The 15,517-nt window shown below is 69.7% G+C and carries 14 protein-coding genes; 12 read left to right on the top strand and 2 right to left on the bottom strand.

Going from position 1 to position 15,517, the window contains the following annotated elements; all coding sequences use genetic code 11:
- The first annotated feature begins 258 nt into the window (after window positions 1–258).
- From MK786_RS14740 to MK786_RS14700, 9 genes are all read left to right on the top strand, one after another.
- Window positions 259–1,107 carry a nitrilase-related carbon-nitrogen hydrolase gene (locus MK786_RS14740; RefSeq protein ID WP_241112991.1) on the top strand — a complete coding sequence of 283 codons (849 nt, stop codon included), beginning with the start codon at window positions 259–261 and terminating at the stop codon, window positions 1,105–1,107.
- Between the two features lie 9 nt (window positions 1,108–1,116).
- Window positions 1,117–2,550, top strand: a complete 1,434-nt coding sequence (gene hydA / locus MK786_RS14735) for a dihydropyrimidinase (RefSeq protein ID WP_241112990.1) — start codon at window positions 1,117–1,119, stop codon at window positions 2,548–2,550.
- Window positions 2,551–2,584: 34 nt separating this feature from the next.
- A complete protein-coding gene (locus tag MK786_RS14730) occupies window positions 2,585–3,601 on the top strand; it encodes a TIGR03842 family LLM class F420-dependent oxidoreductase (protein WP_241112989.1) in 1,017 nt (338 codons plus the stop codon).
- On the top strand, window positions 3,598–4,548 hold the full coding sequence (locus MK786_RS14725) for an ABC transporter permease (RefSeq protein ID WP_241112988.1): 951 nt from the start codon (window positions 3,598–3,600) through the stop codon (window positions 4,546–4,548). The genes MK786_RS14730 and MK786_RS14725 overlap by 4 nt, the downstream gene beginning before the upstream one ends.
- Complete coding sequence (locus MK786_RS14720) at window positions 4,548–5,402, top strand: ABC transporter ATP-binding protein (RefSeq protein ID WP_241112987.1); 855 nt, start codon at window positions 4,548–4,550, stop codon at window positions 5,400–5,402. The genes MK786_RS14725 and MK786_RS14720 overlap by 1 nt, the downstream gene beginning before the upstream one ends.
- Window positions 5,399–6,211: an ABC transporter permease gene (locus MK786_RS14715; protein ID WP_241112986.1), complete on the top strand. Its 813-nt coding sequence runs from the start codon at window positions 5,399–5,401 to the stop codon at window positions 6,209–6,211. The genes MK786_RS14720 and MK786_RS14715 overlap by 4 nt, the downstream gene beginning before the upstream one ends.
- Before the next feature lie 87 nt (window positions 6,212–6,298).
- Complete coding sequence (locus MK786_RS14710) at window positions 6,299–7,453, top strand: ABC transporter substrate-binding protein (protein WP_241112985.1); 1,155 nt, start codon at window positions 6,299–6,301, stop codon at window positions 7,451–7,453.
- 121 nt (window positions 7,454–7,574) lie between these two features.
- Window positions 7,575–8,891: an aspartate aminotransferase family protein gene (locus MK786_RS14705; protein WP_241112984.1), complete on the top strand. Its 1,317-nt coding sequence runs from the start codon at window positions 7,575–7,577 to the stop codon at window positions 8,889–8,891.
- A gap of 54 nt (window positions 8,892–8,945) precedes the next feature.
- Window positions 8,946–10,478 carry a CoA-acylating methylmalonate-semialdehyde dehydrogenase gene (locus MK786_RS14700; RefSeq protein ID WP_241112983.1) on the top strand — a complete coding sequence of 511 codons (1,533 nt, stop codon included), beginning with the start codon at window positions 8,946–8,948 and terminating at the stop codon, window positions 10,476–10,478.
- Window positions 10,479–10,546: 68 nt separating this feature from the next.
- On the opposite strand, the gene MK786_RS14695 is transcribed toward MK786_RS14700, so the two are convergent.
- Window positions 10,547–11,500: a diacylglycerol kinase family protein gene (locus tag MK786_RS14695; protein ID WP_241112982.1), complete on the bottom strand. Its 954-nt coding sequence runs from the start codon at window positions 11,498–11,500 to the stop codon at window positions 10,547–10,549.
- A gap of 61 nt (window positions 11,501–11,561) precedes the next feature.
- Entirely contained in the window at window positions 11,562–12,047 is a 486-nt protein-coding gene (locus MK786_RS14690) for an Lrp/AsnC family transcriptional regulator (protein ID WP_241112981.1), read from the bottom strand.
- Window positions 12,048–12,166: 119 nt separating this feature from the next.
- Here MK786_RS14690 and MK786_RS14685 point away from each other — a divergent pair, with 119 nt between their 5' ends.
- From MK786_RS14685 to MK786_RS14675, 3 genes are all read left to right on the top strand, one after another.
- Window positions 12,167–13,579 carry a DUF6421 family protein gene (locus tag MK786_RS14685; protein ID WP_241112980.1) on the top strand — a complete coding sequence of 471 codons (1,413 nt, stop codon included), beginning with the start codon at window positions 12,167–12,169 and terminating at the stop codon, window positions 13,577–13,579.
- A complete protein-coding gene (locus tag MK786_RS14680; protein ID WP_241112979.1) occupies window positions 13,572–14,258 on the top strand; it encodes an SDR family oxidoreductase in 687 nt (228 codons plus the stop codon). Before MK786_RS14685 ends, MK786_RS14680 begins: the two co-directional genes overlap by 8 nt.
- A 159-nt stretch (window positions 14,259–14,417) precedes the next feature.
- Complete coding sequence (locus tag MK786_RS14675; RefSeq protein ID WP_241112978.1) at window positions 14,418–15,488, top strand: low specificity L-threonine aldolase; 1,071 nt, start codon at window positions 14,418–14,420, stop codon at window positions 15,486–15,488.
- The last annotated feature ends 29 nt before the right edge of the window (window positions 15,489–15,517 follow it).

The raw sequence follows: 15,517 nt of genomic DNA, 5'->3' as shown, positions 1-15,517 counted from the left end.
GATGCCGCGGCATCCGTCCCGCGATGTACAGCGCCGGTGCGGGCATCCCTCCCGGGATGCAGCGGCCCGGGAGCGTCGGCCCTCCTATGGTCTGCCCAGCCGACCATTGCGGCGCGCGGGACGAGGCTTTACTGTCGCGTCACAGGCCGAAACCGACGGGAAACGTCGAGTCGACAGGATCAGGGGCAAGGCAGCCCCCAGGTCACGCCCCGTCGGTCCCAGCCCGAGGGACCTCGATCGAGCACGGACGGAGACAACATGACGACGGTACGAGCGGCTATCTCGCAGACTTCCTGGACAGGTGACAAGGAGTCGATGCTCGACAAGCACGAAGGATTCGCGAGGGATGCCGCGGCCCAGGGTGCGCAGGTCGTGTGCTTCCAGGAGCTGTTCTACGGGCCGTACTTCGGCATCACGCAGGACAAGAAGTACTACCGCTTCGCGGAGCAGGCGGACGGGCCGATCGTGCAGCGCTTCGCGTCGGTCGCGAAGGAGCTCGGAACGGTCATGGTGCTGCCGATCTACGAAGAGGCCGAGACCGGCGTGTACTACAACACCTCGGTGCTGGTCGACGCAGACGGCACGATCCTCGGCAAGTACCGCAAGCATCATCTGCCGCACCTCGACCGGTTCTGGGAGAAGTTCTACTTCCGTCCGGGCAACCTCGGCTACCCGGTGTTCGACACCGCGGTCGGGCGGATCGGGATGTACATCTGCTATGACCGGCACTTCCCCGAGGGATGGCGCGAGCTCGGCCTCGCCGACGCGCACATGGTCTTCAACCCGAACGCCACCAAGCCCGGGCTGTCGAACCGGCTGTGGGAGGTCGAAGGCCCCGCCGCCGCCGTCGCGAACGGCTACTTCGTGCTGCAGCCCAACCGCGTCGGGCGCGAGGACAACGAGTACGGCGACCTCGCCGTCGACTTCTACGGCACGAGCCAGGTGATCGACCCGCGCGGCAACTTCGTCGGCGAGCGCGGCTCGGGCGACAGCGAGGAGCTGCTCGTGCGCGACCTCGATCTGAACATGGTGCAGGAGATGCGCGACGACTGGCAGTTCTACCGCGACCGCCGGCCCGACTCCTACACGCGGATCGCGAAGCCGTAAGGGGCCGACATGACCACCACACTCATCACCGGCGGAACGGTCGTCTCGGCCACCGGGCGCGGCGAAGCGGATGTGCTCATCGACGGCGAGACCATCGCCGCCGTGCTGGCACCGGGCTCGCAGCTGCTGGGAACCGACCTGTCGACCTCGGTCGACACCGTCATCGACGCCACGGGCAGGTATGTGATCCCGGGCGGCATCGACGCGCACACGCACATGGAGCTGCCGTTCGGCGGCACCGCCGCGTCCGACACGTTCGAGACGGGCACGCGGGCCGCGGCATGGGGCGGGACGACGTCGATCATCGACTTCGCCGTTCAGAAGTACGGCGAGCGCGTGCAGGACGGGCTCGCCGCGTGGCACGAGAAGGCCGCCGGCAACTGCGCGATCGACTACGGGTTCCACCAGATCATCGGCGGGGTCGACGACGACTCGCTCGCCGCGATGCGCGGCCTGCTCGACGAGGGCGTCTCGAGCTTCAAGCTCTTCATGGCGTACCCCGGAGTGTTCTACTCCGACGACGCGCAGGTGCTGAAGGCGATGCAGGTGTCGGCCGAGACCGGCCTGCTCACGATGATGCATGCCGAGAACGGCCCCGCCATCGACGTGCTCGCCGCACAGCTGGCCGAGGCCGGCAAGAAGGCGCCGTACTACCACGGCATCGCCCGGGCCTGGCAGATGGAGGAGGAGGCGACGCACCGCGCGATCATGCTCGCCAACCTCACCGGGGCGCCCCTGTACACCGTGCACGTGAGCGCCAAGCAGGCGGTCGACCAGATCGCCTGGGCGAGAGACCAGGGCTGGAACGTCTTCGGCGAGACCTGTCCGCAGTACCTGTACCTGTCGCTCGAGGAGCAGCTCGGCGGGTTCAGCGAAGAGTGGGGCCAGTTCGAGGGCGCGAAGTGGGTGTGCTCGACGCCGCTGCGCAGCCGCGACGAGGGCCACCAGCATCACATGTGGCAGGCGCTGCGCACGAACGACATCCAGATGGTCTCGACCGACCACTGCCCGTTCTGCATGAAGGGTCAGAAGGAGCTCGGGCTCGATGACTTCCGCGCGATCCCCAACGGGATCGGGTCGGTCGAGCACCGCATGGACCTCATGTACCAGGGCGTCGTGACCGGCAAGATCACCCTCGAGCGCTGGGTCGAGCTCACGAGCACGACCCCGGCCCGCATGTTCGGCCTGTACGGACGGAAGGGCGTGATCCAGCCGGGCGCCGACGGAGACGTCGTGGTGTACGACCCGAAGGGGCACACGACGATCTCCGCGGCATCCCACCACATGAACATGGACCACTCCGCGTGGGAGGGATTCGAGATCGACGGTCATGTCGACACCGTCATCTCGCGCGGCAAGGTCGTCGTCGACGGCGGCCGGTACCTCGGGGCCAAGGGGGACGGCCGGTTCCTCAAGCGCGGCCTGTCCCAGTACCTCATCTGACATCGCCGATCGAGGAGCGGAGCGTATCGAGATCATGGACTTCGGAGTCGTCCTTCAGACCAACCCTCCCGCCGCGCGCACCGTGCAGCTCGCACAGCTGGCGGAGGCCCACGGCTTCAGCCACGTGTGGACCTTCGACTCGCACCTGCTGTGGGAGGAGCCGTACGTCATCCACTCGGCGATCCTCAACGCGACCAAGCGCGTGACGGTCGGTCCGTTCGTGACGAACCCGGCGACCCGGGACTGGACCGTGACGGCTTCCGTCTTCGCCACCCTCAACGAGCTGTACGGCAACCGCACGATCTGCGGCATCGGGCGGGGCGACTCCGCAGTGCGCGTGACCAACGGCAAGCCGGTCACGATGTCGGAGCTGCGCGAGTCGATCCACGTGATCCGCGAGCTCGCGAACTCGCGGCCGGTCGAGTACAAGGGCGCCACCCTGCAGTTCCCGTGGAGCCGCGGGTCGGAGCTCGAGGTCTGGGTCGCCGCATACGGCCCGCTCGCGCTCAAGCTCACGGGCGAGGTGGGCGACGGATTCATCCTGCAGCTGGCGGACGTCGACATCGCCGCGTGGATGATCAAGACGGTGAGGGATGCCGCGGCCGCCGCCGGCCGCGACCCCGACGCCATCTCGTTCTGCGTCGCCGCGCCGATGTACATCGGAGACGACTGGCACCACATGCGCGAGCAGTGCCGGTGGTTCGGCGGGATGGTCGGCAACCACGTCGCCGACATCGTCGCGAAGTACGGCGAGCACGGCGCCGTGCCCGACGCGCTCACCGACTACATCGCGGGACGCCAGGGGTACGACTACAACACCCACGGCAAGGCCGACAACGACCACGTCGACTTCGTTCCCGACCAGATCGTCGACCGGTTCTGCATCCTGGGCACCGCCGACGAGCACATCGCCAAGCTCGAGCAGCTGCGCGCCCTCGGCGTGACCCAGTTCGCGGGCTACCTCCAGCACGACAACAAGGAGGAGACGATGCGGGTGTACGGCGAGACCGTCATCCCCGCGCTCTCGGCCCACGTCACGGCGAAGGCATGACGAGCACCGCCGGCATCGAGACCCAGATCGCCGCGCCGGGCGATCCGGCTCATCCGGCGCGCGCCCCGCGTCCGCGCCCGCGCCGCTCCGGTCTCGCGTGGGTGTGGGGGATCGTCGGCGTCGCGGCGGTCGTGATCGTGTGGGAGCTGTACAAGTGGCTCGCGCCTGAGGACGGCGTGCTCGTCGCCGGGCTGCGCATCCTGCCGCGCACGACCGACCTGGCGATGCCCCACGTGTGGGTGATGGTCGGCCGGCTGTTCGAGCCCGTCACCCGGCAGGAGGGCTCCCCTCCGCTGTGGGGTGTCATCGCGCTCGGAGCGCTGACGACCCTGGGCATCGCGGCGGTGGGCTGGATCGTCGGGATGCTCGTGGGCTTCGCGTTCGCCCTGCTCATGCAGCGCTGGCGCCTCGCCGAGTGGGGCCTGCTCCCCTGGATCATCCTCAGCCAGACCGTGCCGCTCATCGCGTTCGCGCCGATCGTCAAGAGCTGGGGATCGCGCATCGAGATCGGCGGCTGGGAGTGGCAGGACTGGATGTCGGTCGCCCTGATCGCGTCGTACCTCGCCTTCTTCCCGATCGCCGTCGGGGCCCTGCGCGGCCTGCAGTCCCCCGATCGCATCCACACCGAGCTCATGCACACCTACGCCGCCGGGTACTGGCCGACGCTCGTGAAGCTGCGGCTGCCGGCATCCGTCCCCTACCTGCTCCCCGCACTGAGACTCGGCGCGGCGAACGCTGTCATCGGCGCGGTCGTCGCCGAGGTCTCGACCGGCCTGCAGGGCGGCATAGGACGCCTGCTGATCCAGTTCGCCGGCCAGGCGTCGGGCGACCCCGCGAAGGCCTGGGGGCCGATCTTCGGCGCTGTCGCGCTCGGCCTGGTCGCGGCGGGCTCCGTGGCGCTGCTGGGCGTGCTGCTGAAGGACTACCGACGAGGAGAGGCGGCCTGATGACCGATACGGCGACGAGCGTGGAGCCCGTGACCCGGGCGGCCGCGGTGAGCGTGCACGGGGCGTCGAAGGTGTTCCCTTCGAAGGCCGGCGACGTCACTGCGCTCGACGGCATCGAGCTCACGGTCGCCGAGGGCGAGTTCGTCTCGCTCATCGGACCATCGGGATGCGGCAAGTCGACGCTGCTGCGACTCATCGCCGATCTCGACGCGGCGACCGCGGGCACGGTCGAGGTGTTCGGCAAGCCCGCGCATCGCGCTCGGCGCGACCAGGACTACGGCATCGCGTTCCAGCAGGCCGGGCTCCTCCCCTGGCGGACGGTCGCCGCGAACATCGCCCTGCCGCTCGAGCTGCACGGCGTCGGAGGCGCCGAGCGCAAGGAGCGGGTCGCCCGGCTCGCCGAGCTGGTGGGTCTGTCGGACTTCGCCGACCGGCATCCCGATCAGCTGTCCGGCGGCATGCAGCAGCGCGTCGCCATCGCGCGGGCCCTCGCCGAGCAGCCGCGACTGCTGCTGATGGACGAGCCGTTCGGCGCGCTCGACGAGATGACCCGCGAGCGCATGCAGGCCGAGCTGTCGCGCATCGCCGCGGAGACGGGCGCCGCCGTGGTGTTCGTGACCCACTCGATCCCGGAGGCGGTGTTCCTGTCGGATCGTGTGGTGGTCATGTCGCCGCGCCCAGGACGGATCACCGACATCATCGAGACGGGATTCGGAGCGGATGCCGCGCGCGACGAGTCGCTGCGCGAGACGCCGGCCTTCTTCGCCAAGGTCACCGCGGTGCGCGAGGCCCTGCACGGCGTTCCGCCCGTGCGACCGGGTGGCGCCGCGCCCCGCGGTGCGGAGGAGCGATGACCACCGCGCGGTCGGCGCCGCGGGCGGGATGGAGCCCGGCCGCCGAGCGCCGCCTGCGGATGATCGCTCCGATCGTCGTCGGTCTGCTCGGACTCGCGCTGTGGCAGTTCCTGGTGACGGTCGTCGGCGTCTCGGACTACCTGCTCCCGAGCCCCGCGGCGATCCTGCAGCAGCTCGTCGAGTTCTGGCCGGCCATCCTGCAGGCCACCGTCATCACGGGGACGAACGCGCTCCTCGGACTCGTCGTCGGCACGCTGCTCGCGATCCTGCTGGCCGCGCTCGCTGCGCGCTGGCGCGCCGTCGACGGTATGTCGGCGCCGATCGTCGCGTCGCTCGCGGTCGTGCCGATCGTGGCGCTGGCTCCTGTGCTCAACTCGATGTTCGGCGCCGACAGCCAGTTCGGCCGCCAGGCCATCGCCGCGCTCGCCGCGTTCGTGCCCGTGTTCGTCAACACCCTGCGGGGCCTCCGTCAGACCCGCCCCGTCCACCGCGACCTGATGCACGTGTACGCGGCGTCGGGGTCGCAGACGTTCCGTCTCGTCACCCTGCCCACCGCCGTGCCGTACCTGATGACCGGCATCCGCATCGCGAGCTCGCTCGCGGTGATCTCCGCTCTCGTCGCCGAGTACTTCGGCGGGCCGCGGGGCGGTCTCGGCACGTTCATCGCGACGTCCGCGGCGACGAGCGCCTATGCGCGCGCGTGGGCCTACGTCGCCGCGGCGATCGCCCTGGGTCTCGTCTTCTACCTCGCGACCGCGCTGCTGGAGTGGCTCGTGCTCCGCCGCATCCCGACCGGAGGGGCGCGATGATGCGCCGTCTCGCACGACGTCCTCGCCTTGCGAGGCCGGCAATGCACCACCGCAGCGACTCCCCGTGAGGGGTCGGAAAGGAACGACATGAGACACAGCACACGTCGCGCGCTCGCAACGGGCGCGTTCGCCCTGTCGGCCGCGCTCCTGCTCGCCGGATGCTCCGGCGGCGGGGACAGCCCCGACGCGAGCGGCGACCCGGACAGCGGCGAGCTGACACCGGTCAAGCTCCAGCTCCAGTGGCTGCCGCAGGCCCAGTTCGCCGGCTACTTCGCCGCGATCGATCAGGGGTACTTCGAGGAGGAGGGGCTGGAGGTCGAGATCATCCCGTCCGGCGGTGACATCGTCCCCCAGGACGCGCTGGCCAACGGCGACGTCGACTTCGCGATCGCCTGGGTGCCCAAGGTGCTCGGTTCGATCGAGGCGGGTGCCAACCTCACCGACATCGCCCAGATCTTCCAGCGCTCGGGAACGCTCCAGGTGTCGTGGGCCGACTCCGGCATCGAGTCCGTCGCCGACTTCGAGGGCAAGACGATCGGCTCCTGGGGCTTCGGCAACGAGTGGGAGATCTTCGCGGCCATGGCGGCGGAGGGCCTCGACTCGACCACCGTGCAGATCATCACGCAGGACTTCAACATGAACGCGTTCCTGCAGGGCGACATCGACGCGGCGCAGGCGATGACCTACAACGAGTACGCGCAGCTGCTCGAGACGGTGAACCCCGACACCGGCGAGCTCTACCAGCCGGAGGACTTCAACGTCATCAGCTACGAAGACACCGTCGGAGCCATGCTCCAGGACGCGATCTGGGCCGACACCGAGCGGCTCGAGAGCGACGAGGCGTACGCCGACACGGCGGTCGCCTTCCTGAAGGCCGTCGTCAAAGGCTGGGTGTACGCGCGGGACAACCCCGAAGAGGCCGCCCTGCTCACGATCGAGAACGGCTCGGCGTGGGGTCCGAGCCACGAGCTGTGGATGATGAACGAGATCAACAAGCTGATCTGGCCGTCGGCCGACGGCATCGGCATCATCGACGAGACCGCGTGGCAGCGGACCGTGGACGGCGCGCTCTCGGCCGTCAACGAGACCGGCGCCCACCTCATCACCGAGGAGCCGCCGGCGAGCGCCTGGTCGAACGAGTACATCCAGCAGGCGCTGGACGAGCTCGAGGCCGACGGCATCGACCTCACGGGCGAGTCCTTCACGCCCATGGACGTCGTCCTCGAGGAGGGCGGCAACTAGCCGCACCCGGACGTTTCGTTCGCTTCGCTCGCTCATCGACCGGGATCGTCGGTTGACCCCCGGTCGATGAGCGACGAGCGTAGCGAGGAGACGAAAACGCACTCATCCCCAGGAGGACACGATGTCCGACGATCTCGACGCCACGGCGAAGCAGCTCGACCGCGACCACGTCTTCCACTCGTGGTCGGCGCAGGCCGGCCTCGACCTGCCCGTCATCGCCGGCGGATCCGGCACGGTCGTGTGGGACCACGCCGGCAACCGGATGCTCGACTTCTCCAGCCAGCTGGTGAACGTGAACATCGGTCACCAGCATCCCGCCGTCGTCGCAGCCATCCAGCAGCAGGCCGCCGAGCTCGCGACGATCGGACCCGCGACGGCCAACCTGGCACGCGGCCGGGCCGCACAGCGCATCCTCTCGAAGGCTCCCGAGGGCTACGCCAAGGTCTTCTTCACCAACGGCGGCGCCGACGCGATCGAGAACGCCATCCGCATGGCCCGCCTTCACACCGGCCGCGACACGGTGCTCTCCACCTACCGCTCGTACCACGGCAACACCGGTGCGGCGATCGTCGCGACGGGCGACTGGCGACGGATGCCGAACCAGTACGCCCGCGGGCACGTGCACTTCTTCGGCCCGTACCTGTACCGCAGCGAGTTCTGGGCGACCACGCCGGAGGAGGAGTCGGCGCGCGCGCTGCACCACCTCGAACGGGTGATCCAGGCCGAGGGCCCGTCGACGATCGCAGCGCTCCTGCTCGAGTCGATCCCCGGCACCGCCGGCATCATGCTTCCGCCGCCCGGCTACCTCGCCGGCGTCCGGGCTCTCGCCGACAAGTACGGCATCGTCCTGATCCTCGACGAGGTGATGGCGGGGTTCGGCCGCACCGGGCGCTGGTTCGCGTTCCAGGGGCACGACGTGGTGCCCGACCTCATCACCTTCGCGAAGGGCGTCAACTCCGGCTACGTGCCGGTCGGCGGCGTCATCATCTCGGATGCCATCTCGGCGACCTTCGACGAGCGGGTCTTCCCCGGCGGCCTCACCTATTCCGGGCACCCGCTGGCCGCGGCATCCATCGTCGCCTCCATCGATGCGATGGAGAGCGAGGGCATCGTCGAGAACGCCCGGCGGGTCGGCGCGGACGCCATCGGTCCCGGCCTGCGCGAGCTCGAGGCGAAGCATCCGCTCATCGGCGAGGTCCGCGGCGAAGGCGTCTTCTGGGCCATGGAGCTCGTCGCCGACCGGGAGACGCGTGAGCCGGTGGGCGCCGACGTGATCGGAAAGCTGAAGAAGGAACTGACGTCGAGGGGCCTCATGCCCTTCGCCGCCGACAACCGCATCCACGTGGTGCCCCCCTGCGTCGTCACCGACGCCGAGGTATCGCAGGCGATGTCGATCTACGATGAAGCCTTGACGAGCGTCGAAGATGACCTCTTCTGACGCGTGCGCGTCCTCTCACGAGGAGGGCTTCCCAATGAAGGGCAGGAACACACGATGACCGACACGACGACCCTGGAGCGGACCGATCAGTCCACGACGACGATCCTCGAGCACTGGGTGCGCGGGGCCGCCTGGGCCGGCGAGTCCGAGCGGACCGGCCAGGTCTACAACCCCGCGCTCGGCACGGTGCAGAAGCAGGTGCGGTTCGCATCGAAGGCGGACGTCGGAGCCGCGGTGGATGTGGCCTCCGAGGCGTGGGCGCAGTGGCGCGACGCCTCCATCGCCAAGCGGCAGACCGTCATGTTCGCCTTCCGCGAGCTGCTCAACGCCCGCAAGGGCGAACTCGCCGAGATCCTCACCGCCGAGCACGGCAAGGTGCTCTCCGACGCGCTCGGCGAGATCGCGCGCGGCATGGAGGTCGTCGAGTTCGCGTGCGGGCTCGGCCACCTGACCAAGGGTGCCTACTCCGAGAACGTCTCGACGGGGATCGACGTCTACACGCTGCGCCAGCCGCTCGGCGTCGTGGGCATCATCAGCCCGTTCAACTTCCCGGCGATGGTTCCGCTGTGGTTCTTCTCGATCGCGCTGGCCGCCGGCAACGCGGTGATCCTCAAGCCGTCCGAGAAGGACCCGACCGCCGCGAACTGGATGGCCGCGCTCCTCAAGGAGGCCGGGCTCCCCGACGGCGTGCTCAACGTCGTCCACGGCGACAAGGAGGCCGTCGACGCGCTCCTCGAGCACCCGGACGTGCAGGCGATCTCGTTCGTCGGCTCCACCCCCATCGCGAAGTACGTCTACGAGACGGCGACGGGCCACGGCAAGCGCGTGCAGGCCCTCGGCGGTGCGAAGAACCACATGCTGGTGCTCCCCGACGCCGACCTCGACCTCGCCGCCGACGCCGCCGTGAACGCCGGCTTCGGCTCGGCCGGTGAGCGCTGCATGGCGATCTCGGTCGTCCTGGCCGTCGACACCATCGCCGACGAGTTCGTGCAGAAGGTGTCGGAGCGCATGGCGACGCTGCGCACCGGCGACGGCATGAAGGGCTGCGACATGGGCCCGCTCATCACCGGCCAGCACCGCGACAAGGTGACGTCGTACATCGACGTCGCCGGCACCGACGGCGCGACGGTCGTCGTCGACGGCCGCGACGCCGAGATCGACGGCGACGCGAACGGGTTCTGGCTCGGGCCGACGCTCATCGACAGGGTGCCGACCACCTCGACGGTGTACACCGATGAGATCTTCGGCCCGGTGCTCTCGGTCGTGCGCGTCGAGGGCTACGAGGACGGCCTCGACATCATCAACTCGAGCCTCTACGGCAACGGCACGGCGATCTTCACGAACGACGGCGGTGCGGCTCGCCGCTTCCAGCGCGAGGCGCAGGTCGGCATGATCGGCATCAACGTGCCGATCCCCGTGCCCGTCGCCTACCACTCCTTCGGCGGCTGGAAGGCCTCGCTGTTCGGCGACGCGAAGGCGTACGGACCGCACGGGTTCGAGTTCTTCACGGCCGAGAAGGCCATCACCTCGCGGTGGCTCGACCCCTCGCACGGCGGTCTGAACCTGGGTTTCCCCCAGCACGACTGAGCAGGACACGGATGCCGCGGCGCGATAGGTCGCGGCATCCGCTGTTCCGCTGCTCGATCCCCGGATCGCTACTGGCGGGGGGCGTAGACCTGGAGGGCGTCGGGCACCGCGACGCAGCGCAGCCGGAAGCCGCCGGGGGCCCGCTCCTCCAGCTCGCCGTCGTGGACGAAGACCGACGGACGCCCCGGCTGCGGCGTGACCTTCAGGTCGAGGCTCGGCACCACGAGCCGCTCGATGTCGGCATCGCGGGGGAAGAGCCGCACCGCCCGCAGCACGGCGGCCGTGCGCTTGCCGAAGGCGAGTGACGCCAGCGCGCGCACACGGGACCCGCGCGCATGGTGGATGCGCACATCGAGGACGGACGCATCGACCTCTTGGCGCTGCATCGTCGCCACCCGATCGGGGTCGTTGCGGCCGACGCTCACGAACACCGACCAGACTCGGGCCCGCTTGCCGTCGAGGACGACCGTGAGCGGCTCGGTGCGGCGCAGCGCGGACCACGTGGCCGCGACGCCGCCCAGCCACTTGCCGAGGCTGCTGCGGCGCTCGCGCTCCCCGATCAGCTCCGGGTAGGCGCCGACCGATACGACGTTGAGCACCGTCACGGGCTCGTCGTCGTCGGCGGTGGCCTCCACGACGCCGACCGGGACGGCGGACCCTGCCTGAAGCGCGTCGATCGCGACGTCGACGTCGGTGAGTCCGAGTGCCCGTACGAAGTGGTTGAACGTACCGCCGGGCATGGCGAGCATCGGCCGGTCGTGGCGGCGCGCGAGGTGCGCCATCCGCGACACCGACCCGTCGCCGCCGTAGACGGCGAGGACGGCGGGCGCGGCATCCGACTCCATCACCTCCTCGACGACGTCGGCGAGGTCTTCGCCTTCCGCGAGCTCACGCACCACGGCGGCGGGCAGGCGCTCGGCGAACGTCTCGGCGGGATCCTCGCGGATCACCGCCGACCCGGACCGGGAGTTCCGCACGATGAGCACGCCGGTGCCATCGCTGTTCTGTGTAGCCGAGTCCATAGCGCGAGGCTACCCACGCCCGCCCCTCGGGGCCGGGGGTTGCGCCGAGGCCCGCCAGGGGTCAAGCGGGGAGGATCGGCCGGTTCTCGTAGAAGGTCTGCAGCACGACCGTGGTGCGCGTGTTCACCGAGGCGGCAAGGCGGATGTCTCGGATCAGCGATTCCAGATGCCGGGGCGTGCTCACGCGCACGAAGAGGATGTAGCTCGCATCGCCGGCGATGGAGTGACACGCCTCGATCTCGGTCAGGTGCTCGAGCATCTCGGGCGCGTTGTCGGGCTGCGCGGGATCGAGCGGTGTGATCTCGACGAACGCCGACAGCGGCTTGCCGACCGCCTCTGCGTCGATGAGGGCGCGGTAGCCGGTGATCACCCCGCGGGCTTCGAGCCGGCGCAGACGGGTCTGCACCGCCGACACCGAGAGACCGGCGGCGGCCGACAGCTCGGCGAGGGTGGCCCGCGCGTTCAGCGACACCTCCCGCACGATGATCGTGTCGATCGGATCGTCGACGGGTGCCGCCGTGTCGGACGGGGCGTCGGAGTTGAGCATGCGTCGAGGATACCAAGCGAGATCGCCGCCGACAGGAATGTTTCCGGCGGTAGGGCTGGAATGCCGGAAGTTCTCCCGTACAATCGGAGGAGTCCACCTCGACCGATCGGAGGTTCACCATGCCCACCAGCCCGACTTCTGCAGCGCAGGCCATCGTCGGCGAACCCGAGGTCGTCGAGGACGCCCGTGGCGTCGAGACCTCGCCCGCCTGGCTCACGCTGAAGGCCGCCGCGACGGCTCTGCAGGACCTGCAGGTCAAGGACGGTTCGATTCCGGATGCCGCGGCCCACCCGCAGGCGCGCGAGCACGTCACGACGATCATCGCGTCGATCGCCGAGCTCGCCCCGCGCTTCCCGCACGACGCGGACTACCTCACGGCATCCATCCGCGACTTCGAGCGCTGGATGAGCGAGGACTTCGGCGTCCCCGACTTCCTCGACTCGCTCGTGGCCTTCCAGCCGCAGCAGCACCGCGTCGACGGCATCCGCCACCTGGTCGTCTTCCCGATGTACACGCAGAACGGGTCGTCCGACCGTCACGTCGAGGCCGTGCTCGTCGAGGTCATCTGGCCTGACTTCATCGCCGAGCTCGAGACCGAGTACACCAACAGGCTGTTCGTGTCGCTGCGCTTCCTCGACTTCACGCCGGGCTACGACACCAACAGCGCCGTCCTCTTCCCCGAGACGGTCGCGATGCGCGAGATCCCGTCGTTCACGTGGGGCGCGATCTTCCAGGACCGCGAGGCAGCGCGCTACCGCCGCGTCGTGCGGGCTGCCGCCGAGATCACGAAGCTCGACCTGCCCGCCGACGCCGCACGCATGCTCGACGACCAGGCGCTGACCGAGAAGACCTTCGTGATGTGGGACATCATCCACGACCGCACTCACATGCGCGGCGACCTGCCGTTCGACCCGTTCATGATCAAGCAGCGGATGCCGTACTTCCTCTACTCGCTCGAAGAGCTGCGCTGCGACCTCACCGCGTTCCGCGAGTGCGTCGCGATCCAGGGGCGCCTGTCGGCCCGCGACGACCTCTCGGCGGCCGAGACCGAGATGCTCGAGCACGCGAAACTCGTGCAGTACGCGGTGATCTTCGACCGCATCTTCCGGTTCTCGATCACCGGCTCGCGCGTGCGGAACTACGACGGGCTCGGCGGACAGCTGCTGTTCGCGTGGCTGCACCAGCGCGGCGTGCTGCACTGGACCGACACGGCCCTCGCGTTCGACTGGGACGACGTGCCCGCTGCGGTCGTCGCCCTGGCCGACGCGATCGACGAGCTGTACTGGCGCTCGATCGACCGCCCGAAGACGGCGCACTGGCTCGCCGCCTACGATCTCGTTCGCGGCACGCTCACTCCGAACCCGGCGTCGGCCTGGGCCCGCGGGCTCTCCGACGAGATCCTCGCCGGGCCGCCGAAGGGCTACACCGACGCGGTCATGGACGACGAGTTCCCGCTGTCGATGTTCTTCGAGGCGCTCGACAAGAAGATGAAGCCGGTCATCGAGTCGACGGCCGGTATCACCGGTGTCTGACGCCGGGGTCGCCGGTCGGCTGGTGCTGATCGCCGGGGCGACCAGCGCTTCCGGTCTCGCGGCAGCCCGCGTCCTGGCTTCGGCCGGGGCGCGGGTCGTCGCCGTCGGCCGGGATGCCGGCCGGCTCGACGAGCTGGCCGACGCGGCTCCCGGTGTCCGCACCGAGGTGTGCGACCTCACCGACGAGCACGATGTCAGGGCGCTGGCGGAGCGCGTGCACGCCGCCGACGGACCGGTCGACGGTGTGCTTCACCTCGTCGGCGGCTGGCGCGGCGGCGGCGGACTCACCGGGCAGAGCGACGACGACTACCGGTTCCTCGAGCGGTCGTTCACCGCCCTGCGCCACGTCAGCCGCACGTTCGACGCCGACCTCCGCGGATCCGAGGCGGCCCGCCTCGCCGTCGTCTCGTCGACCGCAGTCGCCCGCCCGCTCGCCGGCGGCGCGAACTACGCCGCCGTCAAGGCCGCGACCGAGGCGTGGACGCGAGCCGTCGCGCAGGGGTTCGCGAAGAGCGCTCGAGATGCGGGCGCACCGCTGGCCGCGGCATCCGTCATCTTCCGTGTCAAGAGCCTCGACGGCCTCGAAGACGCGCTCGCACAGCGGTTCGCCGACCTCTGGTCGAGCGAGGCGGCCGAGGTCAACGACACCATCGTCGAGCTGACCGACCCCGCCCTCTGACCCGGGCGCGCCGGCCTCGGCCGACCTGCCGCGCCACCCGCGTGCCGTTCTCAGGACCGCCGCAGAGCCCCAGTTGACCCGGCCGCGGAACCACGAGGCCTCCGCACCTCGACCCGACCGCTCATCCTGAGTCACGACACGCAGCTAGATTGGACATCCGTGAGCACGATCCACGACCCGAACCTCCGCGGCTTCGCATCCGACAACTACTCCGGCATCCACCCCGAGGTGCTCGCGGCCATCGCGGCCGCCAACGACGGGCACCAGGTCGCCTACGGTGAGGACGTCTACACCGAGCGGCTGCAGTCCGTGATGGCTCGCCACTTCGGCGAGGGGGTCGAGGCCTACCCGGTGTTCAACGGCACCGGAGCGAACGTCGTGGGCCTGCAGTCGATGCTTCCCCGCTGGGGCGCCGTGATCTCGGCGACCACGGCGCACATCAACGTCGACGAGGGCGGTGCGCCCGAGCGCGTCGGCGGGATCAAGATCCTCAGCGTCCCGACCGACGACGGCAAGCTCACGCCCGAGCTGATCGACCGCGAGGCGTGGGGCTGGGGCGACGAGCACCGGGCGCAGCCGCTCGTGGTCTCGATCACGCAGTCCACCGAGCTCGGCACCCTCTACTCGGTCGACGAGATCCGCACGATCGCCGACCACGTGCACGGCCACGGCATGCGGCTGCACATGGACGGGTCGCGCATCTCGAACGCGGCTGCTTCGCTGGATGTGCCGTTCCGTACCTTCACGCGCGACGCGGGCGTCGACGTGCTGAGCTTCGGCGGCACCAAGAACGGCGCGATGCTCGGCGAGGCGATCGTGGTGCTGAACCCCGAGGCGTCCCAGGGACTCACCTACCTCCGCAAGCTCGACATGCAGCTGTCGTCGAAGATGCGGTTCGTCTCGGCGCAGCTCGTCGCGCTGCTCGACGGCGACCTGTGGCACCGCAACGCGGCGCATTCCAACGCGATGGCCCGGCGCCTGCGGGCAGGCATCGAGGCGGGGCTCGCCGACGGATCCATCCAGGGGGTGGGCTTCACGCACCCGACGCAGGCCAACGGCGTGTTCGCGACTCTGCCGGACGGCGTCGCCGACCGGTTGCGCGAGTCCTTCCGCTTCTACGACTGGGATGCCGCGAAGAACGAGGTGCGCTGGATGTGTTCGTTCGACACCTCCGAGAACGACATCGACGCCTTCGTGGCCGCGATCGCGCGGGAGACCGCGCGATCCTGACGCCCGGGAACGCCGAAAGGGCAGGATCC

The sequence above is a fragment of the Microbacterium sp. CFH 31415 genome (genome assembly GCF_022538185.1).
Taxonomy (GTDB): domain Bacteria; phylum Actinomycetota; class Actinomycetes; order Actinomycetales; family Microbacteriaceae; genus Microbacterium.
This window is presented reverse-complemented; position numbering and strand designations above follow the sequence as displayed.

What these genes read in the sequence shown, in the direction of transcription:
- MK786_RS14705 (WP_241112984.1), top strand. Translation starts at nt 7,575, where the DNA reads ATGTCCGACGATCTCGACGCCACGGCGAAGCAGCTCGACCGCGACCAC.
- MK786_RS14740 (WP_241112991.1), top strand. Translation starts at nt 259, where the DNA reads ATGACGACGGTACGAGCGGCTATCTCGCAGACTTCCTGGACAGGTGAC.
- MK786_RS14710 (WP_241112985.1), top strand. Translation starts at nt 6,299, where the DNA reads ATGAGACACAGCACACGTCGCGCGCTCGCAACGGGCGCGTTCGCCCTG.
- MK786_RS14715 (WP_241112986.1), top strand. Translation starts at nt 5,399, where the DNA reads ATGACCACCGCGCGGTCGGCGCCGCGGGCGGGATGGAGCCCGGCCGCC.
- MK786_RS14700 (WP_241112983.1), top strand. Translation starts at nt 8,946, where the DNA reads ATGACCGACACGACGACCCTGGAGCGGACCGATCAGTCCACGACGACG.
- MK786_RS14720 (WP_241112987.1), top strand. Translation starts at nt 4,548, where the DNA reads ATGACCGATACGGCGACGAGCGTGGAGCCCGTGACCCGGGCGGCCGCG.
- MK786_RS14695 (WP_241112982.1), bottom strand. Translation starts at nt 11,500, where the DNA reads ATGGACTCGGCTACACAGAACAGCGATGGCACCGGCGTGCTCATCGTG.
- hydA (WP_241112990.1), top strand. Translation starts at nt 1,117, where the DNA reads ATGACCACCACACTCATCACCGGCGGAACGGTCGTCTCGGCCACCGGG.
- MK786_RS14690 (WP_241112981.1), bottom strand. Translation starts at nt 12,047, where the DNA reads ATGCTCAACTCCGACGCCCCGTCCGACACGGCGGCACCCGTCGACGAT.
- MK786_RS14730 (WP_241112989.1), top strand. Translation starts at nt 2,585, where the DNA reads ATGGACTTCGGAGTCGTCCTTCAGACCAACCCTCCCGCCGCGCGCACC.
- MK786_RS14725 (WP_241112988.1), top strand. Translation starts at nt 3,598, where the DNA reads ATGACGAGCACCGCCGGCATCGAGACCCAGATCGCCGCGCCGGGCGAT.
- MK786_RS14685 (WP_241112980.1), top strand. Translation starts at nt 12,167, where the DNA reads ATGCCCACCAGCCCGACTTCTGCAGCGCAGGCCATCGTCGGCGAACCC.